The following is a 26,232-nucleotide window of genomic DNA, read 5'->3' on the forward strand; positions in this document are numbered from 1 at the left end:
CGTGAATGAGCATGTGAAACAGTTGCGAAATCAATTGGACGGCGTCGATCAACAATTGCTCGTACTCCTCAGCGAACGGGTACGTATTGCCGGGGCTATCGGACAAACAATCGAATCACTCGGCTTACCCAAAAATGATCCGGCGGAGGAGAAGCGGGCATTAAACGAAATAACCAAGCATAATCCGGGGCCTATCGATCAAGCGGCATTGGAAAGATTGTTTAAGGAAATATATGCGCTGTCTCGGGAGCGTCCGCAGACCGGAGGCGGGCGCAAATTGCTCGTAAGCCGCCAAACGAAAAGCGAGGATACGATAATCCGCGTGAAAAATGCTGTTTTCGGCGGAGGGTCGCATGTCTTGATTGCCGGCCCCTGTTCCGTAGAGTCCCGAGAACAGCTGCGGGCTATGGCGGCGGCTATGAAAAGCGTAGGGGTGGGCATCATGCGCGGCGGCGCATTCAAGCCGAGAACGTCGCCATACGACTTTCAGGGCTTGGGCCTGGAAGGATTGAAAATGTTGAAAGAAGTAGCGGACGAATACGATATGGTTACGATCAGCGAAATCATGACTCCTTCCCAATTGGAGTCTGCAGCCGAATATATCGATATTATCCAGATCGGCGCCCGAAACATGCAAAACTACGATTTGCTGAAGGCGGTTGGACAGACGAACATGCCCGTGCTGCTCAAGCGCGGCATAGCCGCCACTTTGGATGAGTTCGTTCTAGCGGCTGAATATATTATGGCCAGTGGGAACGAGCAGGTGTTGCTGATAGAACGCGGTATTCGCACTTACGAAAAATGGACCCGGAATACGCTTGATATATCCGCAGTTCCGCTCTTAAAGCAGGAAACCCATCTGCCCGTACTCGTTGATGTGAGCCACTCGACCGGACGCAAAGACATTTTGCTTCCTTGCGCGAAAGCGGCGCTCGCAGCCGGTGCGGACGGCATTATGGTCGAAACGCATCCGAATCCGCAGGCAGCTCTATCCGATGCCGCCCAGCAAATCAATATCGACGAATTTTATTCGTTTTGGGGCGGCCTTCGCGGGTCCGGCTTGTATAAAAGCGCGGAGTAGATGAGGGGTCATCTGCGGCTTCCCAGGCGAATATTGGAGGAATGTTCATGACGGGAGCAAAGGATTGGGGCGTGAATTCGCACAAAGAGAAAACGGTATATGATTTTTTGGAGAAGCTGCTGTTCGAAATATTGCTCAGGACAGACGGACGTACGACCGATATTCTCGAAACGTTATTGGACGAAAAAATGACGGTTCGCGTCATTTCGCAGGAGCAGGTCGAGGCGGGGGATTTCGAGCAATCGGGCGAAATCTCCGGAGCGCCTTACTTTAGAAGAGAATCGATCTTGATCAGCGCAAAGAGCAATATCGTCGTCTCCCACAATATTGCGCTCGTCTGCTCGAAATACGTACCGGCCCCCATGTTTGAGGCGCTGACGGCCAGGCAAGAAGGGATCGGCAAGACGATCAGCAGACTCGGCTTGCAAACTTCACGCAGACTGGTAGATTACGGCTGGAGAAGTGAGCCGGAGTCGGGCGGTTTCCTTCAAAAGCCGTTCAAACTGTATTTCTCCCCAATAAATGAGCCTATGCCATATAAAAAGTATTGCATTTATTACGATACGGTACCGGGCATACACATGATGGAGTACTTCAATCCACATATGATCCGCCACCGGTTGAACCGTTTCATGAACGAACAGCATTGAAGAACGCGGAAAGGCCCTGAGTCTCTGGACTCAAGGCCTTTTTCAATCCAGTTATTTTTTTCTTTCGAGTTTGGCGAGCCGCTGCAGGACGGATTTCGCTTCGTCCGGTTTTCCAGCATGTTCGTAGGCGCTGGCCAAATTCCGCAATATTGCAGTGACTTGATTTTTGGACATAAATTCGGTGTCATCTTTATAACGGTCCAGCAAAAAATTGAAATCCTCAATTGCTGATTTCGAGCTTTGAAAATACGATTCCGGCAGCTTCACGCAAACGTTCGCGCGCAGCAATCGAATTCGTTTATGGTTCGGATCCATAGATATGGCCTTATCCAGCGAGTCTAACCCATTTTGCGCAATCTCCGCTTTTTCCAAAGGCTTAGCTGCATCCCGCGCGAGCAGAGTCAGCGTGCTGCCGTAATAAGCTTCGAAAAGGGCATTGCCGGGTTCCTCGGCACGAAGCTTGGCAAACTTTTCGTACGCCGCTTTCACCGCTCTTTTATCTCCGTCCACCCCTTTTTGATGGAGCTTCTTGGCTTCCTTGAACCGTTTCGTAGAGGCCGTGTCTTTCGCCATGCCGTACCAACCTCCCCATGAAAAATGGCATATGTAACAATTTATGCCGAACAAGCATGTTCCGTGTTAGGTGTATGTGATTACTTGACAACTATCGGTGTTTTCTATGACAGTATGTAAGCCTTTTTATCGATGCGGCATTCGTTGCAAATAAAATGGTCAACATATCCTGCTTCATTTGTCCGAGTCAATATCGTATTTTTTTGCATTTCATATAGAGAAATCGTAAAGGAGGGAAGAGCATGGCTGAGGAACATGCAGTCGAGAAGGTCGTTATAGAAGAAAATGCTGCCGCTGATGAATCTACCGAAGCGGCTGTTCATGCGAACGAGGAAACGAAAGTGATAGAGAAAACTGCGAAAATAATGGAGAAAGCGCAAAAGAAACTGGCCAAATTACAAGGGAAAGCAGGAAAAGATGAGGGAAAATACGTGGAGAAAAAAGCAAAGATAGAGGTGAAAACGCAAAAGAAACTTATGAAAGTACAGGAGAAGGTAGGAAAAGTATAAAGCAACAACGCAAAGAAGAAGCGCACACCTAAAGTAAACATAGGAAACCCCTTGGGTAAAGCCGATGATCTTTAGGAGGTGCGCTTTTCTTAGCGGGATGTCGCCGTATATTCGGAGGGATTCGGAAATGGCATATTACATTTTGACGCAAAAGGATGCGGTCGAGTATGCGCGAGGCATCAAGGATATATTTCCGGATGGCGCGCAGCTGATAGTACGGGAGATCGGCGACGGTAATCTGAACCATGTGTTTCATATATCGGATTCGGAATCAGGGCGCAGCTTAATTGTGAAGCAGGCGCTGCCTTATGCCAAGATGATCGGCGAATCGGTTCCGTTATCGCTGGATAGAGTACGCATCGAAAAAGAGGCTTTGAGCGTTCAGAGGGAGCTATGTCCGGATCTGACGCCAAAGCTTTACGGATATGAGCCAGATTTGGCGCTCATGGCCATGGAGGATTTGAGCGATCATACCCTTGTGCGCCTCGGATTGATGGAGCGAGGCCGTTTCCCGTTATTTGCCGGACAAATCGGAGCTTATTTGGCGCAGATGTCGTTTTTCACCTCAGACTTATTTATGGAGCAACAGGAGAAAAAGCGACTGATGAAAGCTTTCATGAATCCGGAGCTTTGCAATATCACCGAGGACATCATCTTTTACGCGCCATACACGAAGTCCCGGATGAATCGGTTCGAGCCGCGTATTCGCGATGCGGTTGAGAGCATTTGGGCAGACGCGGAGCTGCATCTCGAGGCTATGCTGCTGCGGGAAAAGTTCTTGACGAACGCGCAGGCTCTGCTGCACGGCGATTTGCATACGGATAATATTTTCATCAAGCCGGATTCGGCGAAGGTTATTGATCCCGAGTTTGCTTATTACGGCCCTATCGGATTTGATATCGGTACGCTTATCGCCAATCTGCTGCTGAACTATTCGGGCCAGGAGGGTTGGAGCAAGGACGAGACGGAGCGCATCGTTTACCGCCGTTACCTGCTGGATACCGTGCGCGACTTATGGACACAATTCGAGCTTCGGTTCCGCGAGCTTTGGAATGGACACATCGCCGACCGGATGGCTAAGACCAAAGGGTACCAAAATTTGTATGTATCAAGACTGCTGCAGGACACAGTCGGTTTTGCCGGGGTATTAACGGTGTGCCGCGTCTACGGTTTTATCCACGTCGCAGACATCGATCACATTGACGATGCGACTGCCCGCGAGCGCGCGCAGCGGATCGCGCTTGAAATCGGCGTATCGCTGATCAAACGGAACCGCTACGCCCGCTCCATCGAGGAAGTGCTGGATATCGCCTTGGAAGCCGTAAACGAACGATAGCTTAACCGTGTCAATTGGGTGAGCTAGTGCAACTGAAAGCCGATTATAAGCGAAAAAGACGACTGCTCATCAAACCGAGCAAAAGTCGTCTTTTTGTTTCGTTCAAGCCGAATCTATTTCTCTCTCTCCGATCGCTTCTTACTCGCGGTTTCCACGGACGCTTGCGATGTCTTGTCCTCTGGAGAGAGTGCTTTAACGCGCTCCAGTCCCACCGACATTAAATCTTGGCCGGTCGCCATAACACCGCTCTTCAAGGCATCGGTGAGCGTTCCGAGTTTAAGATTGGTCGTTTTATTTTCGCCGCTCGTCACATTCATTAGCTGGTGGCTGATGTTGGTAGCGCCGCTTTTCAAAGCAGCTTCGGCAAGATGCACGATTTCATTCTTTAATCCTTTGAAGACCCCTTTAATCATATCTGACATATCTTTCACCTCCTTTCCGATCCCGGATTACATCGGTGTAAGGGATGATTGAGACTGTCGAAGGGCTCCAAGCGATTCAATCGACAGTCTCGATTTGTGTCTAGTGCCGTTTCCTCTTCTTCTCCTTCTTGCGGCGTTTGCGTTCACGGCGTTCTTCTTTCTTCTTATTCTCTTCCACCCAGTCAAGAAATACAGTTCCTGCGGCGCTAGCGGTTCTTTTTAACAACATCGAAGTGATACTTTCGTTTGACTCAATGTGTTCGACCGCAGGCTTGCCTTTCAACAACTGCAGCTTTTGCCCGAGAAGCCGTTTGAATTCCGGATCTTGCGTCTGCTGCTCCAGCTTTGTCCAGCATCTTGCCGCATCCTCGTTTCGACCGATTCTGCGATACGCCTCACCGAGCTCGTAGGATAGTCTCGTGTAGTCAATGCTCCCTAGCTTAACCTCTTGATTGAGGACGAAGTTATAATCTTCGATGACCGTCTGCGTCCGTTGAAAGTGCTTTTCCGGCAGCCTGTATGCGGACCTGCCGCGTAAATAGCGGATCCTGCTGTCGTTCGGTGCGGCCGCTACCGCTTTATCGAGAAGCTTCAAGCCGTTTTTAGCCCATTTCAACCTTTCAAGCGGTTTTGTTTTATCCCGGGCGATTAAGAGCATGATGCTGCCGTGGTAAGCTTCTGCAAGAGGATGGTCCGGATATTCCTGCCGTAGCCGTTCTAGCAGCTGATACGCTTCATGAACGGCAGCTGCATTGCCTTTCGTTCCCTCTTTATACAGCGATTTGATCCTTTCGAGTCTCTTATCGAGTGTCAATGGGTCTCCTCCCCCTCTTTCCTATCCTTTTTTTTCCGCACTAGCGGTGCGAAATGCTGCAGGACTGCCTTTGCTTCGTCGGGTTTTCCTGCATTTTGGTAAGCTGAGCTTAAGTTTCGCAGTATGTCGGGCACTTGATTTGGCGTAAGGTAGCCGGGATTCTCTTTATTGCGGTTCAGTAGAAAGGTGAAGTCCTCGATCGCCGTTTCCGAGCATTGGAAAAAGGACTCCGGCAGCCTCAGGCAAATGTTCCCGCGCAGCAGCCGAATTTCTTTATGGTTGGAGTCTAGCGTAATGGCCTCGTTCAATACGTCCAATCCTTCTTGCGCCCTATCCGCTTTTTCCATGATTTTAACGGCATCCCGCCCTAATAGAACGAGTGTACTGCCGTAGTAGGCTTCGATCAGCGCATTATTGGGCTCGGCCTCACGAAGCTTTACGAGCAATTCGTTTGCTTGGATCACCGCTTTTTTGTCTCCGTCCACTCCTTTATTATGGAGTGTTTTGGCTTCCTCAAACTGTTTCCAATGGGCGCTGTCAACTGCCATTCCTATCACCTCCCAATGATAACTCCGGCGAAATGACGTGAATCTGCAGCCGTCTGTCGGATATTGAGAATCTCGCTTCCTCCAACCTGCAAAGGGACGCGGACAATCCCCTCCTTGTAATTCCAATCTACTTGATACGATATGTACGTTCCCCCTATAGCGGTTGGATAAAATACTCAGTTTATGGAAAATGTATGTTTGTCCGCGAGGGGGGAACTAATTTACCAATTCCTTCGTTGCATAAGCTCCGAAGGAAGCTTTTTTCGCTAGCGTCATTTTTTTTTCGGTTTTTCTTTCATTTGCTGGACGTGATCCGCTCCCGAATTAATCATTTGTTCACCTGCATGTTGGACGCCTCTTTTAACGGCCGAAATAAATTTTCCTACGGAAATATCGGTAGGCTGATCCGATTTGGATAAATCCTCTATTATATTTTTGCCGGTCACATCTGCGCCGTCTTTAACGGCCTTTGCATAGCTGTCGGCGAAACGGAAAAACTCCCGCTTGATTTCGCGCAAAATCCTCGAGAACTGTTTACTGTCCCCTTGCATTGGCTTCCCCCCCTTATGATGCCTTCACGTTTCCTATTTCGTCCATCTTCATGAAGCCGAACCATTCCCGCCATCTTGCTCAGCCGGAGCGGCGATGAGCTCCGACTCGGGGTTGTCGTCCAGCATGGGGGAGGAAATGACCTCCATTGGGTGCAATTTTTCGTCCATATATAATTTTATCACCGCAATGATTACGCCCACTACAAGAACAAAGGTAATAACACCGCTTAATGTCAGTCCGAGAATAAATAGCGCTTTGTCCGCAAATCCCATGTTCCTCTTCTTGATACCCACTATCGTTCCCACCTCTCTGCCCTAATTTGGCTTACCTGCATCCAGACTGTTACAATCAACTATTTTGAGTTCAGTATATGTGCATCTATCTGCGATTTTCATAGGTACCCGCACATTGTTCGGAAGATTTCCGCTTCAGTCCATTTCACAGACGCAGAGCGTCTCATAAACATATGAAGGACAGAAACTGATAGAGTGGTCGCACTACTGCTCCTCATGGATTGTCCAAGATCGGAGAGTTGTCGCCCAAATTGAAACTGGGAGGGTTACCATTGGATCAACGTCAAAGTCGACTTGAGTCTGATCTCAGCCAAACCGATCAGGCTTATCTTTCTTCAGTGAAGGTAGACAGCAAAAAAAATAGACCGGCAGAAATATCGAAGAAAGCTGCCGAGAATGACCCCGAGTGGAGGCAGTTCGTCCGAAATGAACTTGAGAGCATGAAGAATCCGGGAAAAACGGAGCGTGACCGTACGTCAAAGGAGGCTGAAGCGGGGACGGGGGGGCTTCCGTCGTTGGATCAAGCCGCCTCTCTCCTTATCGAGAAGGTGCCTTTTGAAAAGTTGCTGAAATCAACGATGAAGTATTTCATGAAGAAATCGAAGAAAAGGAAAAAGCGCCGCAAAAAATAAAAATGCATCTGGAGCCGATGGGATCGCCCGCGAGATTTCATCGGTTTCTTTTTTTCTAGGTCAAACGCCAATTTATTTGCCGTAGGGTTAACGGTCCAAGATCACCTTTCTCGGGCGCATATAATGCATAAATGTCGGAAAAGTCGCGAGTGTGAGTCGCATTTTCCAGCCGATTAAGGTGGTGAATTTATGATTGTCGCTTTTTGCGTGCCTCTTCTTCCGGGACATTTCGACGGATTTGCGAAGGGACGCTACATCGGCAATTTGATCGAAGCGCTCGGCCATAACGGTTCCGAGCACTCTTTTGTTCGTTATGAGCCGAATGCGGAAGGCGATAGTGAAGAGCTGTGCAAAGAGAGGCTCGGCCGTTTTTTGGCGGAACAGTCGGTTGACCTGTTTCTGGCGGTCGAGCCGTATCCGGGCCGGGAATACGGCTGGAGGAAGGAATGGTTCGGCAAAACGAAGGTGGCCGTTCTTCTTCTGGGACGAATCGTACCGCGTATGCGGGATAGCGGTCCGCAGGGCGAAGGAAGCCATGAAATGATTCGGCGCAACATCGAATTTATTCGCGGCTGCGACCTCGTCTTGACCGTCTCCGAATCTCTCAGGAGGGAAGCGATCCGGTCGGCCGGCATTCCGGCGTCGCAAATCGAGGTTGTCGCAGGCGGAATCGACGCACGGTTCGGTTCACCCGAGCGGACGGACCGCTGCGCTTCCGGCGTTGGGACGGGGGAACGGTACCTATTTTGCGCGGGGGCAGAACTGGGGGGGCGTCAAGGAGAAGCTCTGATTGCCGCCATCGGCATGTTGAACCCGGAGCTGGACGTTCCGTGTCGTTTGGTGATCGAGGGCGAGCCCGCCGACTCGGAACGGGAGAAGCTGCTGGCGCTGTCGGAAACGGCGGGGATAAGGGATCGAATCCGCTGGACCGGTCCGATTGGTACCGAGGAGCTGGCCAGTCTGTACGGAGGCGCGGAGCTGTTCCTGTTTCTCGCAGCGGAGGGAGCTCTCGGACTTCCGATTTTGGAAGCGATGGCGTGCGGCACGCCTGTAATGGCTCAAGATCGCGCCGAGTGGAACGAGGTGGGCGAGGATGCGGTATACCGGACCGACCTGTATGATCCTGAGCGGCTTCATATCGGTTTGCGGCAGCTGCTGAGCGGAGAGTCGCCGAAAAAAGAGCTTGTCGCCAAAGGGAAGCTGCTGGCACGGAAGTATGAATGGAGGACATGCGCAGAGAAGGTGCTGCGCGCATTTGGCGAGGTATGCCGGAAACGGGTCGCCATTATTGCAGACCTGCCTTCCCCCCGCGCCCGTTCGGCCCGCATTCCGCTTCTGCTGCCCATGATGACCGAACATTACGATTGCGACATTTACGCGGGTGACGGATGGGAGGCTTCTTTTCAAGCTGCGCCGAACAAGCGGGTCCGCTTGCTCCGCCATGAGGAGTTTCCGGACAGGGCCGACGATTACAAGGAGATTATATACTTAGTCCGTTTGGAAAACGGCGAGACGATCGTATCGGACTATATGGTGCAATATCCGGGAATTGTGCTGGTGGAGGATGATGGGGCGAGCTTGTTCCAAGGCGAATGTGACATCGGTCATCTGCTGCGGGCGGATCAGTGCACCCTCGTCGTCCACCGGGCAGAGACGGCGCGTCTGCTTACTGAGCAAGGATGCCGGAGCGTCATCCGGTACCGCAAGCCATTCAAGCTCCCTGTGATGGTATCGGCTGTTATGGACCGTGATTTTACTTTTGCCTGCTACGGAACGATCGAGCCTGGCGATGGACTGGAGTCGGCGATGGAATGCATCCGGAGCTTCGTCGACGGCGGCTATGACAATGTCAGGCTGTGGGTGGGTGGCGACATCGATCCGGGTTACCGCGAGCAGCTTCAGGCGTATGCGGGGGCACTCGGCTTGACGGACCGGATCGAGCTTCTCGGTCCGCTGGAGGAGAACGAGTACGGAATAAGGATGAGCCGGTCCGATGTTTGCTTATATTTGCGCGAACCGAGATCGGAAGAGCCGACTGACGAGCTGCTCGAGATGATGTCCTATGGCAAGCCGACCGTCGTGCTCGGAACGGGAGCTCATCTGGATCTACCCGACGATACCGTGCGCAAAACCGATTCCGGCACCGGTGACCGGGAGCCGCTGTTCGAATCGATGTTTTATTTATACAAGGATGCGGAGCTGCGCAAAAAAATGCGCAAGCAGGCAAGAGCTTATGTGTCTGTGAATCATTCGGCAACCCGGTATGCAAGTCGCATCCTCTCCCTCATCGACGGTCGCGAAGATCGGTGCGATGTGGATGAGAATGCCGCATTCGAGACGGATGCGCCGCAGCCCGCACCCGATTTCGCCGGTGAAGCCGCTCCACCTGTCACAGATGCGGACCCATTGCCGGAAGTGGCCATAGCCGAAGCCGAGGACAATATTTCAGCCGCGGGTACCCTTACGCTCGAGCCAAACCGCATTCACCGCGTGCGCAAGGGCAAATCGCTCCGCTGTTACTTTTCGTTCGATCTGGCTGCGCTGCCGCCCGGAGCCACCATCCGATCGGCGGTCATGTTTATTCCGGCGAGGGGAACGACATTACGCGTTCATCGGATTAGTAGGGACTGGAACGAACAGGCCGTCTCCAGGCGCAAACCGCGCATCCGCCCTAAACCTTTATACAGGAAGGTTCGCAAGCTCTCCAAGAGGACAGCTGTTTTCAGATGGGATTGCACGGAGCTCGCCTGCAAATGGCTGACAGGGGCCGTGAGCAACTATGGCGTTTATGCTCCTGCCATATCTGCCGTACAGAAGCCGTGGCTGTCTGTCGAGTACGGGTAAGAAGGGGAAATGACATGAAAAGGGTGAAAAAAGCGATTATTCCGGCGGCAGGCCTCGGGACGAGATTTTTGCCCGCTACGAAGGCGATGCCGAAGGAAATGCTACCGATCGTAGATAAACCGACCATTCAATATATCGTAGAGGAAGCCGTTGCCTCGGGCATTGAAGACATCATTATCGTTACGGGGAGAAACAAGCGTTCCATCGAGGACCATTTCGACCTCAATCACGAACTGGAGTCGAGCCTTAGGGAGCAGCGGAAAGACGGCTTGCTGAAAATGGTGGAGGATATCGCCCATTTGGCCGACATCCATTACGTCAGACAGAAGCAGGCGCTCGGCTTAGGTCATGCCGTCTGGTGCGCCCGCAAATTCATCGGGCAGGAGCCGTTCGCCGTCCTGCTCGGCGATATGATCGTCGACAGCCGAGTTCCGTGTCTGAAACAGCTGCTGGCCGTTTACGAGGAGAAGCAGGCGCCGGTCGTCGCCGTCGATTCGGTGGAATGGTCGGAGGTGGGCAAATACGGGGTCATCGACGGCGACCCGCTGAGCGAGCGGCTTTTCCGGGTCAAGCGTTTCGTGGAAAAACCGGTGGCCGATCCGCCTTCCAATATGGCGATCATCGGAAGGTATGTGCTCGACCCGTTCATGTTTCCTATTTTGGAAAGTTTGCCTGCGGGTATCGGGGGTGAGATTCAACTGACCGACGCGCTGCAGCACTGGACGCAGCGCCACCCGATCTATGCTCATCTTATTCAAGGGAAGCTTTACGATATCGGCGATAAAATGGGCTTTTTGAAAGCGACGGTCGAGCTTGCTTGCAAGGACGATACGCTGCGGGTACCGTTCCGTTCGTTTTTGCGCGAAATGGCCGCGGAAGGAGAGTAGAGGCAATGAGCAAGACGCTAGTGACGGGAGCCGCAGGCTTTCTCGGCTCGCATATGGTTCGGCGGCTGCTTGCGGAAGGACGGCAAGTCGTCGGCATCGATAACTTAAGCACGGGCAAAGCTGACAATTTACGCTCGGTTGGACTTGGTGGCTCGTTCGTCTTTATCGGCTGCGACGTCACTGATCCGGGTATCATTACTTTGCCCGAGCTGGAAGGCGTGACGAACATTTACCATCTTGCGTCTCCTGCGTCTCCGAAGTTTTACCAGGCTTTTCCGTTTGATACGATCGAGGTCAATACGACCGGCACGAAGCATATGCTGGAGCTGGCCAGGCGAAGCGGAGCGGAGCTCGTCTATTCGAGCACGAGCGAAGCGTACGGGGATCCGCTCGTCCACCCCCAAGACGAGAAGTATCGGGGGAATGTAAACACGTGGGGGCCTCGCGCTTGTTACGACGAAGCGAAGCGGCTCGGTGAAGTGTACTGCTATGAATATTTTCACCGGTACCATGTTCCGGTAAAAGTAGCGCGCATTTTCAACACCTATTCCGCCGGGCTGCGCAACGATGACGGGAGAGTCATTTCCAACTTCGTCACGCAGGCGATCGCCGGCGATGACTTAACGGTATATGGAGACGGCAGCCAAACCCGTTCGTTCTGCTATGTCGACGACACGATCAGCGGCCTTCGCCTGCTGATGGATAAGGAAGCGGCCAACGGACAAATCGTCAACATCGGCAATCCGGTCGAGCATACGATTTTGCATGTTGCGGAAACGGTTATCAGATTGTCCGGGACGAGTAGCGCTATCCGGTACATGCCGCTTCCGGAGGACGATCCGAAGGTGCGCCGCCCCGTCATCGCAAAAGCGGAGGCGCTGCTCGGCTGGCGGCCGGAAATATCGCTGGAGGAAGGGCTCCGCCGAACGATATCCGCTTACAGAGAACGGATGCAGGGAGGAATGCGTTCATGAAGGTGGCGGTCATCGGTGCCGGCTATGTCGGCAGTGTTACGGGAGCCGCTTTTGCGGCATCGGGGCATCACGTTACGGTCATCGATTCGGATAAACGGAAGGTGGATCGGATTAACAGCGGCAGGAGCCCGATCTACGAACCGGGCCTGGACGCGCTGATCGATGCCATGGTGCGGCGACGGCTATTATCCGCGTCGGACCGGTACGACTCGATCCGCGACGCCGATGTTGCGTTTATCGCGGTCGGGACGCCGTCGCGGCCGGACGGTACGGCCGATCTCGCCTATGTAAGGTCGGCCGCGGACGCTATCGGCGACGCGATAAACCGGGACCGGTTTACCGTCATCGTCGACAAATCGACCGTTCCGGTTGGAACGGCGGCGCTGGTCGCCTCGCGAATCGAGGAGCGATCCGGCCTTAAACATGGGGAAATGTTCGCGGTCGCCAGCAATCCGGAGTTTTTGCGCGAAGGATACGCCTTGGAGGACGTCTTTTATCCGGACCGGATCGTTATTGGAACCGGAAACGCGAAAGCGCGGCGCATGCTTCGGAAGCTTTACGCTCCGCTGCTCGGCCGCCGAACGTACGGCGCGCTGGCGGACGTTGTCCCGCAGCCGTCCAGACCTTTGGCGGAGCCGGTCTACTTTGAGACTGACGAGAAAAGCGCCGAGATGATTAAATACGTATCGAACGCTTTTCTTGCGGTGAAAATTAGCTACATTAACGAGGTGGCGAAGTTGTGCGAGGCGCTCGGGACCGACGTGAATGATGTGGCGGCCGGAGTCGGTCTCGATTCGCGGATCGGGGCGAAATTTTTGCAGGTGTCGAGCGGCTGGAGCGGCAGCTGTTTCCCGAAAGATACCGCCGAGCTGCTGTCCGCGAGCCGCAAGTATGGCAACGAGCTTACTATCGTTCAAGCGGCCGTCGATTCGAACAGGAGCATGCACGATTACTGCGTGGAGAAGGTGCGCAGACGGCTGAAGACCTTGATCGGCAAACGGATCGGCGTATTGGGGTTGACGTTCAAGCCGAATACCGACGATGCCCGGCAAACGCAGGCGTCGGCGATTATATCCGGCCTGCTCGATTTGGGAGCGTCGGTATCCGCACACGATCCGCAAGGTATGGCCATGTTCCAAACGTTAAATCCGGACCTCGAGGTCCGGTACTGCAGCTCGGGCGAAGAGACGGCGGAAGGTGCGGACGGCGTACTGCTGCTGACGCATTGGGACGAGTATGCGCGGCTGGACTGGGTGGCGATGCGGCGGCGCATGCGAACGCCTTACGTCCTCGATACGCGCAACTTTTTGAGAAAGGCGCCGTGGAAAAAGCGGGGAATCGAATACGAGGGGATTGGAATCGGAGCGGTCCGGTAAAGACGATTGCTTCAAAAAGAAACCGGGGGGAGCCCCCCGGTTCTTTCTTTTGCGATGAAACTCCGGAAAAAAAGCGGATGCCTGCCTAAACAGCAGGCAGCGCCCTTCCGTTACCGGATGCCTGCGAGATCCAGGAGGCGGACGAGCTCCTTGACATCGACCCTAATGTCGGCATGTCGGTCGTGGACGTCGACATATTCGGGAGGCTTATCGCCCGTTCCGACCAAGTAATAATGTTTTAACCCGAGCAGTCCGCTAATCATCGGATAACACGTATGCACGAGACGGGGGGAGAACATCTCGATCACCCGCGTGCCGGGGTTGCAAAACACGGTGTTCGTCAGCCCGGCGCCATGCGGACCGGCGACAGCTTCGGCAGAAGCGAACAACCGGATTTGCTCGGTGAGCGGCATCCCTTCCAAATGTACCTTGCGAAAACCGCGACTGCCAAGCACGTTCATCACTTCGTTCTCATTAAGCAGCTTCCGCTTCGATGCTCTCTCGCGGCTGATGTAGATGCGGTCTTTCCCCGCCGACGGTTTGATTCCGCTGGACGTCATCAGCTCCCGGCGCAAAAAGTCGATTGACCATCTGGATCGGAACCGCCCGATGCACCGGGGAACGACGAGCAGCGGACTGGAGATATGGAGTCCGGGATGGCTGAGTACGATCCGTTTCCGGGAAATGCCGAGCATCTCCAGCGAATCGAATTGGAATGGAGCGGACGCCTTCCCGTTAATGACGTACGTATAAGGCTTGATGCCCGATTGCTTAAGCAGGTGAAACGTGGGCAGCACGTCCATCATCCAGTGGTAGTAAATGTTGCTGTCCTTGAGCGCGAGCACGGCGACGGGGGTCTCGGATTTATGCAGCTGAGGCAAACTGTCCATCTTCCATATCGAACGATTGGAAGGATGGCTTTTCCATTCAAGGGAGTAGTCCCCGATCAGCTTGTTGTCCGGAGTAATGATGTCGCATTCTATGCCGCAAACTTTGCCGCCCGGGATTACGGCGACGTTCCCGTGACGTTCCCGGATGACCGACGACGACAGCTTGCGGAACACCCAATGCGGAGGGTTCTCCAGCCCGACCGGCGGCTGGAAAACGATGCGGCGGCCGAGGCTCATCGTTTCAAGGTAAGAAGGAGTTCCCTTCATTGCCGACATGTCGGCCCATTCGTCAAACGTCCGATAATAACCGGAAGGAGGGACAAGCTCTTCCCGCTTATTCAAGGGGATTCACCTCGTTTCTCATGGAGTGGATTCGAAGCTACAGTACGCTCTGCATAAACTCGTCATACCTTCGGTACATATCTTCGATAGGCTTCGGCCTGCTGCAGTAATGATAGATGATCGGGTGAGGGGCGGAGTCTCCCTGCCGGCTGTTCCATTCCCGATCGATGAACTGAACATGCTGTGTGTAAGGCGTTACGGCGCGGAACGTAATCGAATCCGGATCGAATCCGATCAAATCCATCAGTGCCGCCTGCTCCCACCATCTATGCTCCACATAGCGGGCGTCGTTCCAGATGCGATGCAGCATCTCGAATGTTTTCGGCAAGCTTCTGCAAATCCAAACGCCGGTATTCGGGATCAGTCTCGATCCGATCCGGTGCGCCACCATATGCATAGGAATATTGCGATCCAATACGGAGCGGATATCTTTTTTCGGGTCGCAAATAATCGCATCGGCATCGATCCAAATAACCGTCTCATACTGCTTCAGCATGTGATGGATCAGGATTATTTTGTCCCAGGCGGGCGGCCGGCCCGGAGCGAGGCGTATGTCCGGAAGCGGCAGCATTAAGCAGTCCATACGATGTAACCCGGCATAATAAGCGGCGGTAGGGGCCATCAGATCGAGCATCTCCATATGTTCGCTACCGGTTGCCAGACTGCAAAGTAACGTACGCTCCCGCCTCTGCCATTGGATCGGCAGGACGGGGATGTTGGTCGATTTCTTCACCAAAGTCCCACCTAACCTATAAATTCATCGAAAGTCCGGCAGGGCCGTCGTTCAAACGACGGCGATATGCCCGAGGAACGTCCGGTATGCCCGCTCCATCTCTTCAAGCGGCTTATTAGGTCCCGTAAAGTGCATTATGTTCGTTTTGGAAGCGGGCGCGGTATAACGGCTGTTCCACTTTTCGTCCATAAAGTGAACGCAGGAGGTGAACGGGGTAATTCCGCGGAACCGGCAAACGCGTTCCCTCGGCTCGTAGCCGATCATATCCATCAAGGCGGCTTGCTCCCACCAGCCGTCGTGCACGAACTCCGTATGATTCCATACCGCTTCCAGCAGCTTGAACGTACGCGGATCGTTCCTGCAAATCCATACGCCCGTGTTCGGTATCGTTTTGCGGCCGAGCGCATGGGCGACGACATGCATCGGGGCTTTCGGATCGATTCCCGCAAGGATATGTTCATCGGGATTCATCATGATCGTATCCGCATCAATCCAAATGACCGTATCGTACGATTTGAGCATGTGGTTCAGCAAAACGACTTTGTTCCAAGAAGCGGGGCGGGATGGATGAAGCCGGTTCCGATGCAGCGGTATGAGCAAATGGTCCATCTGATGCCGCTGGGCGTAATAACGGACGGTAGGTGCCATCCAGCGCATACAGGCGATATGAAGCCCGCCGACGGCCATGCTGCAGATAAGTGTCCGGCTTCTGGGAGGCAATGCGATTTTCAGAGCCGGTATCTTGGGAAAATCGGCCATAGTCATAAGTGCACCTCCAACCGGTGTATTAAGTAATGCCGGCAAGCTTAAGGATGCTTCGGAACTGCTTCGGGTCGATCTGAATATCGTCCGCGTGGATACGCGGATTAACAAATTCCGGCGGACGATCGCCGATTCCGACCAAATAATAATGTTCGAGTCCCGTATGATGGCTGACTACCGGATAGCACGTATGCATATGGTTTGGGGAAAACAGCTCGATCACCTTCGTTCCCGGCTTGCAAAATAGAAGGTTGGTCAATCCGGCTCCGTGAGGCCCGATCACGATTTCCGCCGACGCGAACAGCTTGATTTGTTCGGCTACCGGCATCGTTTCCAGCTCTACGCTGCGAAATCCGCGCTTGCTTAAATGGTTCATCAGCTCCGCTTCATTAAGCAGCTTCCGCTTGCTCGCCCTGGCCCGGCTAATGAACAGACGGTTTCGCTCGCCGCTTGGCCGGATGCCCGGCTTCTCCATCAGCTCGTGACGCACGAACCCGAGCGCCCACTTCGGCACGATGCCGAATTCGCAGCCGGGCACGAGCAGAAGCTTTGCCTTCAAGTGCATATTGTCGTCGCTGTATACGAGCCGGTCCCGGGGGATGCCGAGCATATCCAGCGTCTCAAGCTGAAAGGGAGCCAGCCAGCCGCCGTTCAGCACGTACTTGTCCGCTGGAATACCGAGCATGCGGAGCATATGAAATCGCGGGAGCACGTCGACCATCCAGTGATAATAAATGCCGCTCTCCCGCATGCCTAGAAGCGCAACGGTTTCGGCGGTATCGCACACCGGCGGGAGCCGGCGAAGCTTTTGCAGCTCCGGATCGTTCGAGGCGCGGTATACGAGCCACGACAAATCCCACATTTCCTTATGGTCGGGGGTCAAGATCGTGCATCTCGAGCGGCATATTCGCCCTCCCGGCATGATGACGACATACCCTTTCCGCTGCCTCCACTTTTGGCTTTCGAACGCACGGTACATCCAGTGGACGGGCTGCTCCAACCCCTTCGGTTGCCTCAAATGGATCGGATCGGACTTGTAGTATGATTTGAGCCGTTTGTTATGATCCAGCCCCGCGGAATGGATCCATTCTTCCGGCGAACGATAATGTTCCTTTGGTGGCTTTAGCTCCCGCATATCGCCCAATGTCACACATCCCTTCCTTCAAACGAAAAATATAACCGTTATTTGTATATGTTCGGGCTAACTGGACGGACCCGGCAAATGGAACGGGTCAGCCTGCAAAACTTTGATGGCGTATGGTCCAGATGCACATTTTCATCCAGCCTGCCGTTTGGGTATGACGGGCATGTTCCCTCCGTCATAAGATGGGAACATGTCTGGTGAGCGAAGGACTACTTTTTTGGAGGGATGTTCATGTCTTCGGAGAAAGACCGGATCGATGAGGAACGAATAGAACACTTATACAGAATGGTTTCCTCGGTGCCGGGCTGGCTTGAACGAAACGAAGGAGAGACGCTTTACCGGCTTGCCCGCTACAAGGCGCCCGTTCCTACGGTCGTCGAGCTCGGCTCGTGGAAAGGGAAATCGACTTGCTGGCTCTCCGGCGCGCTGCAGGACAGGGGAGAAGGGAGGGTGCACGCGGTCGATCTGTGGAACTGGAAGCCATCGGGTAAGCCGCTCGACCATCCCGATGAGGTGCTGGATGAGTTCAAACAAAATTTGCGTAAACTCGGCCTGGGCGAAAACGTGGAAACGATCCGGATGAAAACGGTCGACGCTTCGCGGAAATGGCGGAGAAGGTCGCCGATCGGGCTGCTTTTTATCGATGCATCCCACCGGTATGCGGCCGTCCGGGAAGATTTCGAATATTGGAGCCCAATGGTCGCTACAGGCGGCTACATCGCTTTTCATGATGTAAACACGTGGCAAGGTCCGACGAAGCTCGTTTCCGAGCTGCCGAAATGGTATGTCAAGGTGAGGACCAAAGGCTTGTGGGTTTGCCGCAAAGTTATGGAAGAACCATAAGCGGGGAGATACGTGGCATGAACATTTTACTGAAAGGGGCGTTTTACAGCGGACACGGTTTGGCCGAAGGAAATCGCATTTTGCTGCGTATATTGGAGCAGGCCGGGCATACGGTGCGCATCCATCCGGTCGATAAAGGGTGGGTGAAGGAACAGGTGCTGTCTCCCGAAGAAACGGGCTACTTAAGCTCCTTCGAACAAAAGACGCTGCCGACTCGCGATCTATTTTTGTGCAACTGGATCGGTTCCGAAATCCGCTACGATCCCGATTACCGGGTCAATATCGTCCGTACGACATTCGAAACGGACCGGATTCCGCAATCGTGGGTGAGCGAGCTGAACCGGTTCGACGAGGTTTGGGTGCAATGTGCGTTTAATTCGCACACGTTCGCTTTATCCGGAGTGAAGGCGCCGCTGCGGATTATCCCGAACTTTTTCGACGATAGCCAGTATGTTCCGATAGGCGACAAAATGGCGCTGGGCGCCCTGAGATCGTACTTGTTCCTGTCCGTTTTCGATTTGAAGGAAAGGAAAGGGTATGATGTGCTGCTGCGCGCCTTTCTGGACGAATTTACGCGCCGGGACGACACAGCGCTAGTTATTAAGGTACGTAGCGGTAAAAACGTATCGAAGCTACGGGAGATCATCGACGCGCATCCGAAGCCGGCTGAGGAAAAGCCATGTATACACGTCATCGACCGGATGTTCAGCGGGTCCGATCTGATCCGGCTGTACCGCGCTTGCGACGCCTTCGTCCTGCCTACGCGGGGAGAAGGCTGGGGACGACCTTTGTTCGAAGCGATGCTTATGGAAATGCCCGTGATCGCGACGAGTTGGAGCGGACAGACGGAGTATATGAACGAAGGCAACTCGTTTCCGGTAAAGGTGGAGCGGCTTGTGCCCGTGCGGACTAAGCCGGAGCTGGACGGACATTATTGGGCGGAGCCGTCGGTTTCCGATTTGCGGCAAAAAATGCGGTATGTCTTCGAAAACCGCGCCGCCGCCTCGGTGGTAGGTAAAAAAGCGCGAGCCGAGCTGCTCTCCGCCTATTCGATGGAGGCGACGTCGAGCAAAGTGATTGCGGAGCTTAATAAATTCCGGTGACCGGTTCATAAGAATACAGCTTTTGGAAAGGAAGGTTACGCTTTGAACATCTTGTTTAAAGGCGTATTTTACAACGGGAAGGGATATGCCGAAGGAAACCGGGTGCTGCTCCATATGCTGCACAGGTCCAAATACAACGTCAAGGCACTCCCCCGGGACTGGTTGCGGGAACGCAGAATCGCACTAACCGAAAAGGAATATCACTATGTCAATTATCTGGAGAAGACGACGCTTAAACACAACGATATATTTCTGAATCGCGACGTTGGCTTTCGGATGGAGGCCAGACCCGATTTCCGCGTAAACATAGCGCACACGACGTTTGAAACGGATCGCATCCCCGAGAGCTGGGTGCCGGTCCTGAACAAGTTCGATGAGGTTTGGGTGCAGTGCCGGTTTAATATTAAGACGTTTCGGGATTCCGGGGTGACGGTGCCGATTCGCTTCATCCCTTATTTTTTCGACGACTCGCGGTATGTCGTCACAGGCGATAAGCTGCCGCTGCCGCTGCCCTACAAAAGCTACAAGTTTTTGTCGGTGTTCCAGCTTTGCGAGCGCAAAGGATACGATCTGCTGATCCGTGCGTATTTGGACGAATTCGGACCGAACGACGATACGGTGCTTGTCGTTAAGGTGCGCGGTCCTGATGAAACACCGCGGCTAGTCAAGGAGCTGGAGCTTCATCCGAAACCCGCGTCCAAACGCCCGCCGATTCACATCATCGATCGCATGATGCCTACACCGGATCTGCTCAGCCTGTACCGCGCTTGCGACGCTTTCGTCCTGCCGACCCGTGGAGAAGGCTGGGGCAGACCGATATTCGAGGCGATGATTATGGGCATGCCTACGATCGCCACGAATTGGAGCGGTCAGGCCGAGTACATGAACGAGCGCAATTCGTATCTGGTTGAGGTGGAGCGGCTCGTCCGCATCAAGAACAACCCGGACTACGATATGTATAACGGGCATAAATGGGCGGAGCCATCCATCGAAGATTTGCGCAAAAAAATGAGACGCGTATACGAACACCGGAAAGAGGCGAAAGAGGTCGGTAAATATGCGCGCAAGGAGCTGCTGAAGAAGTACAATATGGAGCTCGTGGAGAAAAAAGTTAAAGCCGAGCTCGAAAAGTTCCGGCAGTAATGTTACGCGAACGTCGGCCGAAAGTCGAAGCGGTAGAGAAAGGTGCGAGCAAACGGTGAATATTTTGCTTGACGGCATGTTCTATAACGGACACGGGTTCGCCGAAGGTAACCGGATCCTGCTCCGTATTTTGGACCAGGCAGGATACCGGGTGCGAATCTTGGCAAGAGACCGCGCGGAGAAACAATTGGTCCTGTCTGCGGCTGAAATCGGGTACATCGCTTCGTTCGAGCAAACGCGCCTTACCGGCAATGATGTTTATTTTTGCAACCAGGTCGGGTCCGATGTTCGCGCCCGTCCCGATTTCCGCGTCAATATCGCCCGTACGACGTTCGAGACGGACCGCATCCCCGATTTCTGGATACCGGAGCTGAACCGTTTCGACGAGCTGTGGCTGCAATGCTCGTTTAATCTGGTTTCGTTTCGAGGCTCGGGCGTTCACGTTCCGCTCGTGCTGATGCCCAATTTTTTCGATGTCGGGGAGTATGACCCCGAAGGAGAGCGGCTGCCGCTGCCAGCGTCGGAATCGTTCCTTTTTTTGTCCGTATTCGACTTACAGCAGCGGAAAGGATACGATGTGCTGCTGGAGGCATTTCTGAATGAATTCGGTCCCGAGGATTCCGTCGGGCTCGTAGTCAAAGTACGCGGCGAAAACGACGCCGCAAAGCTTGAAGCGATCATTAGCGGGCACCCGAAGGCGAGAAAAGAGAAGCCCCCGGTTTACATCATCGGTCAAATGCTTTCCGTACAAGAGCTAAGGAGCCTGTATCGGGCTTGCGACGCTTTTGTGCTCCCGACCAGGGGGGAAGGGTGGGGAAGGCCTTTTTTTGAGGCGATGCTGATGGAGCTTCCGGCGATCGGGACGAATTGGAGCGGTCAAACCGAATTTATGCGCGAGGGCAATTCGTATTTGGTCGACGTTGAACGGCTGATTCGGATCGAGAATAACGAGCATTCCATGTTTAACGGGCATTATTGGGCAGAGCCGTCGCTTGGCGATTTGCAGAAGAAAATGAGGTATGTCGCGGAGCATCGGCAGGAAGCGAAGGCGACGGGCCGAGCGGCGAGAAAGCAGTTGCTCGAGCAGTACAGTCTGGATCTATTAACGGAGCGAGTCGTGAAGGCTCTGAACAAATATGGTTGAAGGCGGCATAAGGAGGTACGGAAGAGGCGTGAATGTGCTCTTGGAAGGCATTTTTTATAACGGGCACGGCTTGGCGGAAGGAAACCGGATGTTACTTCGCATGTTGCACGAGGCCGGCTTCCGTGTCCGTATCGAAGCCAGGGATGCAGAGGAGAGGAACCGGCTGCTGGAGCCGGAGGAGGCACGGTTCATTTCATCGTTCGAAACGACGGAGCTCGGCTCGAACGATATTTATTTGTACAACTGGGTCGGCGCTTATGTTCGGCGCAGGCCCGAATTTCGCGTCAATATTGCCCGCACCACCTTCGAGACGGATCGCATCCCGGGTAGCTGGGTGCCCGAGCTGAACCGCTTCGACGAAGTATGGGTCCAAAGCACATTTAACAAAACGACGTTCGTCAGCTCGGGCGTAACTGTTCCGATCCGGCTAATCCCAAACTTTTTCGATACGGACCGGTTTATGCCGGAAGGCCTGGCGATGCCGCTTCCCGTTCAGGAGTCGTTCCGTTTCTTGTCCGTCTTCGACCTGAAGCGGCGCAAAGGTTATGACGTGCTGCTGGATGCCTTTCTGAACGAATTTTCGAGCGGAGACGATGTCGCTCTCGTTATCAAAATAAGGGACAACAACAAGGACGGCTTGCTGGTGGAACAGATTGAGGCGCACCCGAAGCCGAAATGCGACAGGCCGCCCATCTATATTATCGACCAGATGTTGTCTACGGAGGAACTGCTGCAGCTGTACCGAGCATGCGACGCTTTTGTGCTGCCTACGCGCGGGGAAGGTTGGGGGAGACCTTTTTTCGAGGCGATGCTGATGGAATTGCCGGTTATCGGCACGAATTGGAGCGGACAGGTCGACTTTATGAACTCGCGCAATTCGCATCTTGTTGGGGTGGAGCGTTTCGTGGAGATAACGGACAATGAAAACCGCGCGTTTATCGGACATGTATGGGCGGAGCCGTCCAGAAGCGATCTTCGGGAAAAAATGCGAATCGTATTCGGGAGCCAACCGGCAGCCAAGGAACGGGCCGTAAAAGCGCGCAAGGAGCTATTGCGCAAATTCAGCAGGCAAGCGACGGCAAGCAAAGTGATCGGGGAGCTGGCCAAGTTCGCCCAAGTTCTTGCATAACGTAAACATCATGGGAATGGGGAATGGACATGACGGCTCAAGAGGCATCGATTACAGTTGCGGTTGTCGGTCTCGGTTATGTCGGATGCGTCTCTGCCGGATGTTTGGCGAGAATGGGACATCGCGTGATCGGGGTTGACGTGAACGCGACGAAGGTGCGGTTAATCAATCAAGGCGTTCCGACTATCGTCGAGGAAGGCATCGCTTCGCTGATTATGGAGATGAGCCGGAAGGGGCGCTTAACCGCCACGACGAATATGAAGGAGGCTGCGGAGCAGGCCGATGTATGCATGATTTGCGTAGGAACGCCGTCGGGCAAAAACGGGGAGCCGAATCTGTCGCATCTGTTCCGGGCAGTCGAACAGATCGCGGATGCGATCGCGGAGCGCGACCGGTTTATGACGGTTGTCGTACGTTCGACGGTTCCTCCGGGAACGGGCAGCGCGCTCGAAGCCGTGCTTGCCAAATCCGGAAAGCGGGCCGAGCGGGATTTTGCCGTCGTGAGCAACCCCGAATTTTTGCGCGAGGGCTCGAGCATAAACGACTATTTCAACCCGCCTTATACGCTGGTCGGAACGTCGAACGACACGGCTTTGGCGGTTCTGCGCCGATTGTATGCGGACATCGGGGCGCCGTTTATCGAAACGGATCGTGAGATCGGAGAAATGATCAAATACGTGAACAATTCGTTTCATGCGTTAAAAGTTGTTTTCGCCAACGAGATCGGCGCCGTCAGCCGCTCGTACGACGTCGATTCGGCGAAGCTGATGGAGCTGTTCTGCCGTGACGAAAGGCTTAATATATCTCCGGCCTATCTCAGTCCAGGCTTCGCTTACGGAGGCTCCTGTCTGCCGAAGGACGTGAGAGCCCTTGGCGCACTTGCACGGAGGGCGAATGTGGAGACGGCCATTCTGCCGGCCATCGAGAGAAGCAACGACATGCATATCGAGCGGGCGCTGGAGCTGATCGTCGCCAAAGGGCGCCTTCGTATCGGCGTACTCGGTCTCGCGTTCAAGGAAGGGACCGACGATTTGCGGGAAAGCCCGATCGTAAAGCTGCTGGAGCGGCTCATCGGCAAAGGCTACGAGGTCCGCATCCACGACCGGAATGTAGAGGATTCGCGCCATATCGGCGCGAGCCGAGAATATATGGAGACGGTCGTTCCGCATTTGATTCGGCGCATGGAGCCGGATGCGGAGAAGCTTGTGCAGTTCGCCGATCTGATCGTCGTCACCCGGAAAAACAAACTGTTTCTCGAGGTTGCGAAAAAAGCCATTCCTCACAAAATCGTCGTCGATTTGGTCGGGATGCCCGGCGAACTGGCGGAATTCGAAAACTACATGGGACTGCTTTGGTAACGCAAAGGCAGTAAAGTGAAGCGAGGTTTGCCAAGGGGGCATCAAAAAAGAGCCTATAAGACGAAAGTAAACTGCCGGGCGTCAAGCGTCAGGCAGTTTTTTTGTACACCTGGAAGCTAGTAATTGTCCGTCACTATAATCGGAATAGGTTCCGGTTCATCATCATTCCGTTTCTTTGGAAAAAGACGGTGAGCGCGTTCCGGTCGTCCGTTTTCAGCAGAACGATTCCATCGATCTCGCCACTTCTCCAAAGCTCCAAGGCGTATTCGGCCTTAGCCGCATTTTCGAAGTAAGAGCGGACGAACACCCGGCAGTTCGGAATAATGCTGCTCTCCATCCAACGGGCAAGCGTATCGTTCGCGAACACGATTATGTGTATGAGGCCCGGGTGGCGGCTGAACTCATATTGGCTTATCCGGTGGAAACAGCAGAGTAGCTTCTCGGTATAGGTAGCCGCGCCGTTACGGTGGGACAGCGAAGCGGCATGGACCCGATATTGATACAGGACGCGGTTTATTTTTTCGATCCGCCCTAGCTGAAACAGCTTTAGCCACAAGTCGTAATCGTGGGTTATCCGATAAGCAGGCTCATACCCCCCTGCTTTCATAAAGTGTGCTTTGGAATACATGGCGGTACCGTGACATAGCGGGCAGACGAAATACCGGTTGTAAAACAGCTCTTCGCCGCTTGAACCGTAGTTCAGATTGGATTCAACGCGCTGTAGACGTTCCGGAGTTGTGCCGTCCTCATCCCCTATGCATGCGATTTTGGAACCGACTGCAATCAGCTCGGGGCGGGCGAGAATATAGCTGCTCTGGACAGCCAACCGGTCGGGAAGGCTGATGTCGTCCGCGTCTTGAACGGCGATCCAGTCCCCTTCCGCCAATTGCACCGCCGTATTCAAGGCGCGGGGAGTTCCGACGTTGGCCGATAGCCGAAACGGTTTTACGCGATAATCCGTTATAGAGGAAATTATATCCCAAGTACGGTCGGTAGACCCGTCATCTATAATAATGAATTCGAAGTTGCTGTAAGTTTGAGCGAGTATACTGGCTACGGCTTGCTGCAAATAGGGGGCCCCGTTATTTACCGCCATTACAACCGATAGTTTCATAGTCGGATCTCCCTGTCGATAAAATTATTCCTATTATTATATTCTCCGGCCATCGGGAATGTTTAGACGGATGGCTGTCGTCTACCTGTCCAATCATCATTTGGATACGATCATAGAATAGGAGAAATGGAAAAATACCGGCGCAATCCGGTGCTGAAAAATAGTTATTGTTCCTGCGGCATCTATCGGTTGCTTATCCACGTATCGGTGCATTTACTAGAGTGGTTGCATGAAGGACTTTTAGTCTGGGGAGAGGGGAATGTTTCAGTTATGAATAACGAACAGTTTATTAAAGGCATATCGTTTCGGTTCGTCAAGCCGGAGACGCCCGTACAGAAGGAAAAGTTGTACGGCACCGATGCCGCGCTGGAATTCGCCAATACGGTGCTGCCTGCCGATGAAGACAAGATGAGAACGGCGATAAACGGTATTTGGCAAATGCCAAAAATGTCCTCGTACGCCATCGGATCGATTATTAACCGGGTCGTTTCCCAGCTTCGCGACGGCGAATGTTTCGTCAACGTAGGCGTCTGGAACGGATTTTCGTTCCTTGCCGGGCTGCTCGGCAATCCCGGGAAAACGTGCATCGGAGTCGACAACTTCTCGCAATTCGGCGGTCCGCGGGCCGAATTCATGTACCGGTTCAACCTGCATAAAGGTCCGGCGCATCAGTTTTACGATATGGACTACAAAGAGTATTTCGCCCAGCTTCACCGCAGTCCGATCGGTCTTTATTTTTTCGATGGACCTCACGATTACATGAATCAGCTGCAAGGGCTGCTGGCAGCGGCGCCGTACTTAGCGGACGGGTGCATCATCCTTGTAGATGATACGAATTGGCCGGAGCCCCGGCAGGCGACGCTGGACTTTATGTCGGTTTACCCGGGCGAATACCGCATTTTGTTGGACGTAACGACGGCGAGCAACGGCCATCCGACATTTTGGAACGGCCTCATGATTTTGCAAAAAGGGAAGTAAACGTACGTATCTTGCAGCGGTGCGGCTTTCCTATACGATTCCGCACCTTTTTTCCTTT

Annotated in this window: 27 protein-coding genes; 16 read left to right on the plus strand and 11 right to left on the minus strand. The window is 53.6% G+C overall.

The features are described 5' to 3' along the window. Position 1: 1 nt before the first annotated feature. Positions 2–1,081, plus strand: coding sequence for a bifunctional 3-deoxy-7-phosphoheptulonate synthase/chorismate mutase (locus D7M11_RS09490; RefSeq protein WP_120746962.1), 1,080 nt, complete (start codon positions 2–4; stop codon positions 1,079–1,081). A gap of 47 nt (positions 1,082–1,128) precedes the next feature. Next, on the plus strand, positions 1,129–1,731 hold the full coding sequence (locus D7M11_RS09495; protein WP_120746963.1) for a 4-hydroxybenzoate synthetase: 603 nt from the start codon (positions 1,129–1,131) through the stop codon (positions 1,729–1,731). 51 nt (positions 1,732–1,782) lie between these two features. Here the strand turns inward: D7M11_RS09495 and D7M11_RS09500 are convergent, their stop codons facing one another. Further along, positions 1,783–2,304, minus strand: a complete 522-nt coding sequence (locus D7M11_RS09500) for a hypothetical protein (protein ID WP_120746964.1) — start codon at positions 2,302–2,304, stop codon at positions 1,783–1,785. 242 nt (positions 2,305–2,546) lie between these two features. On the opposite strand from D7M11_RS09500, the gene D7M11_RS09505 reads away from it, so the two are divergent. Together D7M11_RS09505 and mtnK are read left to right on the plus strand one after the other, a co-directional pair. Then, positions 2,547–2,813, plus strand: coding sequence for a hypothetical protein (locus tag D7M11_RS09505; protein ID WP_120746965.1), 267 nt, complete (start codon positions 2,547–2,549; stop codon positions 2,811–2,813). Between the two features lie 127 nt (positions 2,814–2,940). After that, a complete protein-coding gene (gene mtnK / locus D7M11_RS09510) occupies positions 2,941–4,149 on the plus strand; it encodes an S-methyl-5-thioribose kinase (RefSeq protein WP_120747040.1) in 1,209 nt (402 codons plus the stop codon). 113 nt (positions 4,150–4,262) lie between these two features. On the opposite strand, the gene D7M11_RS09515 is transcribed toward mtnK, so the two are convergent. From D7M11_RS09515 to D7M11_RS09535, 5 genes are all read right to left on the minus strand, one after another. Further along, positions 4,263–4,571, minus strand: a complete 309-nt coding sequence (locus D7M11_RS09515) for a hypothetical protein (RefSeq protein ID WP_120746966.1) — start codon at positions 4,569–4,571, stop codon at positions 4,263–4,265. 100 nt (positions 4,572–4,671) lie between these two features. Continuing rightward, complete coding sequence (locus D7M11_RS09520; RefSeq protein WP_240041022.1) at positions 4,672–5,385, minus strand: tetratricopeptide repeat protein; 714 nt, start codon at positions 5,383–5,385, stop codon at positions 4,672–4,674. After that, positions 5,382–5,933 (minus strand): tetratricopeptide repeat protein, encoded by a 552-nt coding sequence (locus tag D7M11_RS09525; RefSeq protein WP_120746967.1) that lies wholly within the window; start codon positions 5,931–5,933, stop codon positions 5,382–5,384. The genes D7M11_RS09520 and D7M11_RS09525 overlap by 4 nt, the downstream gene beginning before the upstream one ends. Positions 5,934–6,205: 272 nt before the next feature. Next, positions 6,206–6,451, minus strand: coding sequence for a hypothetical protein (locus tag D7M11_RS09530; RefSeq protein ID WP_158606533.1), 246 nt, complete (start codon positions 6,449–6,451; stop codon positions 6,206–6,208). A gap of 81 nt (positions 6,452–6,532) precedes the next feature. Further along, positions 6,533–6,778, minus strand: coding sequence for a hypothetical protein (locus tag D7M11_RS09535; protein ID WP_120746969.1), 246 nt, complete (start codon positions 6,776–6,778; stop codon positions 6,533–6,535). A gap of 272 nt (positions 6,779–7,050) precedes the next feature. On the opposite strand from D7M11_RS09535, the gene D7M11_RS09540 reads away from it, so the two are divergent. The 5 genes from D7M11_RS09540 (at position 7,051) to D7M11_RS09560 (ending at position 13,491) form a co-directional block, all read left to right on the plus strand. After that, positions 7,051–7,410: a hypothetical protein gene (locus tag D7M11_RS09540; protein ID WP_120746970.1), complete on the plus strand. Its 360-nt coding sequence runs from the start codon at positions 7,051–7,053 to the stop codon at positions 7,408–7,410. Between the two features lie 189 nt (positions 7,411–7,599). Further along, positions 7,600–10,254, plus strand: a complete 2,655-nt coding sequence (locus D7M11_RS09545) for a glycosyltransferase (protein WP_120746971.1) — start codon at positions 7,600–7,602, stop codon at positions 10,252–10,254. A 14-nt stretch (positions 10,255–10,268) separates the two neighbouring features. Continuing rightward, positions 10,269–11,141, plus strand: coding sequence for a UTP--glucose-1-phosphate uridylyltransferase GalU (galU, locus tag D7M11_RS09550; RefSeq protein WP_120746972.1), 873 nt, complete (start codon positions 10,269–10,271; stop codon positions 11,139–11,141). Positions 11,142–11,146: 5 nt separating this feature from the next. Then, a complete protein-coding gene (locus tag D7M11_RS09555) occupies positions 11,147–12,115 on the plus strand; it encodes an NAD-dependent epimerase/dehydratase family protein (RefSeq protein WP_120746973.1) in 969 nt (322 codons plus the stop codon). Then, positions 12,112–13,491, plus strand: a complete 1,380-nt coding sequence (locus tag D7M11_RS09560; protein ID WP_120746974.1) for a UDP-glucose dehydrogenase family protein — start codon at positions 12,112–12,114, stop codon at positions 13,489–13,491. Before D7M11_RS09555 ends, D7M11_RS09560 begins: the two co-directional genes overlap by 4 nt. A 110-nt stretch (positions 13,492–13,601) precedes the next feature. Here the strand turns inward: D7M11_RS09560 and D7M11_RS09565 are convergent, their stop codons facing one another. From D7M11_RS09565 to D7M11_RS09580, 4 genes are read right to left on the minus strand one after another with little or no spacing between them, the layout of a single operon-like run. After that, positions 13,602–14,723 (minus strand): glycosyltransferase family 61 protein, encoded by a 1,122-nt coding sequence (locus tag D7M11_RS09565; RefSeq protein ID WP_120746975.1) that lies wholly within the window; start codon positions 14,721–14,723, stop codon positions 13,602–13,604. Positions 14,724–14,760: 37 nt separating this feature from the next. Beyond that, positions 14,761–15,456, minus strand: a complete 696-nt coding sequence (locus D7M11_RS09570; RefSeq protein WP_120746976.1) for a hypothetical protein — start codon at positions 15,454–15,456, stop codon at positions 14,761–14,763. A 51-nt stretch (positions 15,457–15,507) separates the two neighbouring features. Continuing rightward, entirely contained in the window at positions 15,508–16,221 is a 714-nt protein-coding gene (locus tag D7M11_RS09575) for a putative nucleotide-diphospho-sugar transferase (protein WP_120746977.1), read from the minus strand. Positions 16,222–16,243: 22 nt separating this feature from the next. Further along, entirely contained in the window at positions 16,244–17,353 is a 1,110-nt protein-coding gene (locus tag D7M11_RS09580) for a glycosyltransferase family 61 protein (protein WP_193556156.1), read from the minus strand. Between the two features lie 240 nt (positions 17,354–17,593). Here D7M11_RS09580 and D7M11_RS09585 point away from each other — a divergent pair, with 240 nt between their 5' ends. The 6 genes from D7M11_RS09585 to D7M11_RS09610 are packed head-to-tail and all read left to right on the plus strand — an operon-like array spanning position 17,594 to position 24,082. Then, positions 17,594–18,205, plus strand: a complete 612-nt coding sequence (locus D7M11_RS09585; RefSeq protein ID WP_158606534.1) for a class I SAM-dependent methyltransferase — start codon at positions 17,594–17,596, stop codon at positions 18,203–18,205. A 17-nt stretch (positions 18,206–18,222) separates the two neighbouring features. Beyond that, complete coding sequence (locus D7M11_RS09590) at positions 18,223–19,308, plus strand: glycosyltransferase family 4 protein (RefSeq protein ID WP_158606535.1); 1,086 nt, start codon at positions 18,223–18,225, stop codon at positions 19,306–19,308. 42 nt (positions 19,309–19,350) lie between these two features. After that, the gene (locus tag D7M11_RS09595) at positions 19,351–20,451 is read left to right on the plus strand and encodes a glycosyltransferase family 4 protein (protein ID WP_120746981.1); all 1,101 of its coding nucleotides are present in this window, start codon (positions 19,351–19,353) and stop codon (positions 20,449–20,451) included. A 55-nt stretch (positions 20,452–20,506) separates the two neighbouring features. Beyond that, positions 20,507–21,595: a glycosyltransferase family 4 protein gene (locus D7M11_RS09600; RefSeq protein ID WP_120746982.1), complete on the plus strand. Its 1,089-nt coding sequence runs from the start codon at positions 20,507–20,509 to the stop codon at positions 21,593–21,595. Between the two features lie 28 nt (positions 21,596–21,623). Continuing rightward, the gene (locus D7M11_RS09605) at positions 21,624–22,724 is read left to right on the plus strand and encodes a glycosyltransferase (protein WP_158606536.1); all 1,101 of its coding nucleotides are present in this window, start codon (positions 21,624–21,626) and stop codon (positions 22,722–22,724) included. A gap of 29 nt (positions 22,725–22,753) precedes the next feature. Next, positions 22,754–24,082 (plus strand): nucleotide sugar dehydrogenase, encoded by a 1,329-nt coding sequence (locus D7M11_RS09610; protein WP_158606537.1) that lies wholly within the window; start codon positions 22,754–22,756, stop codon positions 24,080–24,082. A 133-nt stretch (positions 24,083–24,215) separates the two neighbouring features. Here D7M11_RS09610 and D7M11_RS09615 read toward each other — a convergent pair whose 3' ends face one another. Beyond that, positions 24,216–25,196 (minus strand): glycosyltransferase family 2 protein, encoded by a 981-nt coding sequence (locus D7M11_RS09615; protein ID WP_120746985.1) that lies wholly within the window; start codon positions 25,194–25,196, stop codon positions 24,216–24,218. A 270-nt stretch (positions 25,197–25,466) separates the two neighbouring features. On the opposite strand from D7M11_RS09615, the gene D7M11_RS09620 reads away from it, so the two are divergent. Further along, entirely contained in the window at positions 25,467–26,174 is a 708-nt protein-coding gene (locus D7M11_RS09620) for a class I SAM-dependent methyltransferase (RefSeq protein ID WP_158606538.1), read from the plus strand. The last annotated feature ends 58 nt before the right edge of the window (positions 26,175–26,232 follow it).

The organism is Paenibacillus ginsengarvi (assembly GCF_003626695.1).
GTDB lineage: Bacteria > Bacillota > Bacilli > Paenibacillales > NBRC-103111 > Paenibacillus_AB > Paenibacillus_AB ginsengarvi.

What these genes read in the sequence shown, in the direction of transcription:
- D7M11_RS09495 (WP_120746963.1), top strand. Translation starts at nt 1,129, where the DNA reads ATGACGGGAGCAAAGGATTGGGGCGTGAATTCGCACAAAGAGAAAACG.
- D7M11_RS09500 (WP_120746964.1), bottom strand. Translation starts at nt 2,304, where the DNA reads ATGGCGAAAGACACGGCCTCTACGAAACGGTTCAAGGAAGCCAAGAAG.
- D7M11_RS09505 (WP_120746965.1), top strand. Translation starts at nt 2,547, where the DNA reads ATGGCTGAGGAACATGCAGTCGAGAAGGTCGTTATAGAAGAAAATGCT.
- mtnK (WP_120747040.1), top strand. Translation starts at nt 2,941, where the DNA reads ATGGCATATTACATTTTGACGCAAAAGGATGCGGTCGAGTATGCGCGA.
- D7M11_RS09515 (WP_120746966.1), bottom strand. Translation starts at nt 4,571, where the DNA reads ATGTCAGATATGATTAAAGGGGTCTTCAAAGGATTAAAGAATGAAATC.
- D7M11_RS09525 (WP_120746967.1), bottom strand. Translation starts at nt 5,933, where the DNA reads ATGGCAGTTGACAGCGCCCATTGGAAACAGTTTGAGGAAGCCAAAACA.
- D7M11_RS09545 (WP_120746971.1), top strand. Translation starts at nt 7,600, where the DNA reads ATGATTGTCGCTTTTTGCGTGCCTCTTCTTCCGGGACATTTCGACGGA.
- galU (WP_120746972.1), top strand. Translation starts at nt 10,269, where the DNA reads ATGAAAAGGGTGAAAAAAGCGATTATTCCGGCGGCAGGCCTCGGGACG.
- D7M11_RS09555 (WP_120746973.1), top strand. Translation starts at nt 11,147, where the DNA reads ATGAGCAAGACGCTAGTGACGGGAGCCGCAGGCTTTCTCGGCTCGCAT.
- D7M11_RS09560 (WP_120746974.1), top strand. Translation starts at nt 12,112, where the DNA reads ATGAAGGTGGCGGTCATCGGTGCCGGCTATGTCGGCAGTGTTACGGGA.
- D7M11_RS09575 (WP_120746977.1), bottom strand. Translation starts at nt 16,221, where the DNA reads ATGACTATGGCCGATTTTCCCAAGATACCGGCTCTGAAAATCGCATTG.
- D7M11_RS09580 (WP_193556156.1), bottom strand. Translation starts at nt 17,353, where the DNA reads ATGCGGGAGCTAAAGCCACCAAAGGAACATTATCGTTCGCCGGAAGAA.
- D7M11_RS09585 (WP_158606534.1), top strand. Translation starts at nt 17,594, where the DNA reads ATGTCTTCGGAGAAAGACCGGATCGATGAGGAACGAATAGAACACTTA.
- D7M11_RS09590 (WP_158606535.1), top strand. Translation starts at nt 18,223, where the DNA reads ATGAACATTTTACTGAAAGGGGCGTTTTACAGCGGACACGGTTTGGCC.
- D7M11_RS09610 (WP_158606537.1), top strand. Translation starts at nt 22,754, where the DNA reads ATGACGGCTCAAGAGGCATCGATTACAGTTGCGGTTGTCGGTCTCGGT.
- D7M11_RS09615 (WP_120746985.1), bottom strand. Translation starts at nt 25,196, where the DNA reads ATGAAACTATCGGTTGTAATGGCGGTAAATAACGGGGCCCCCTATTTG.
- D7M11_RS09620 (WP_158606538.1), top strand. Translation starts at nt 25,467, where the DNA reads ATGAATAACGAACAGTTTATTAAAGGCATATCGTTTCGGTTCGTCAAG.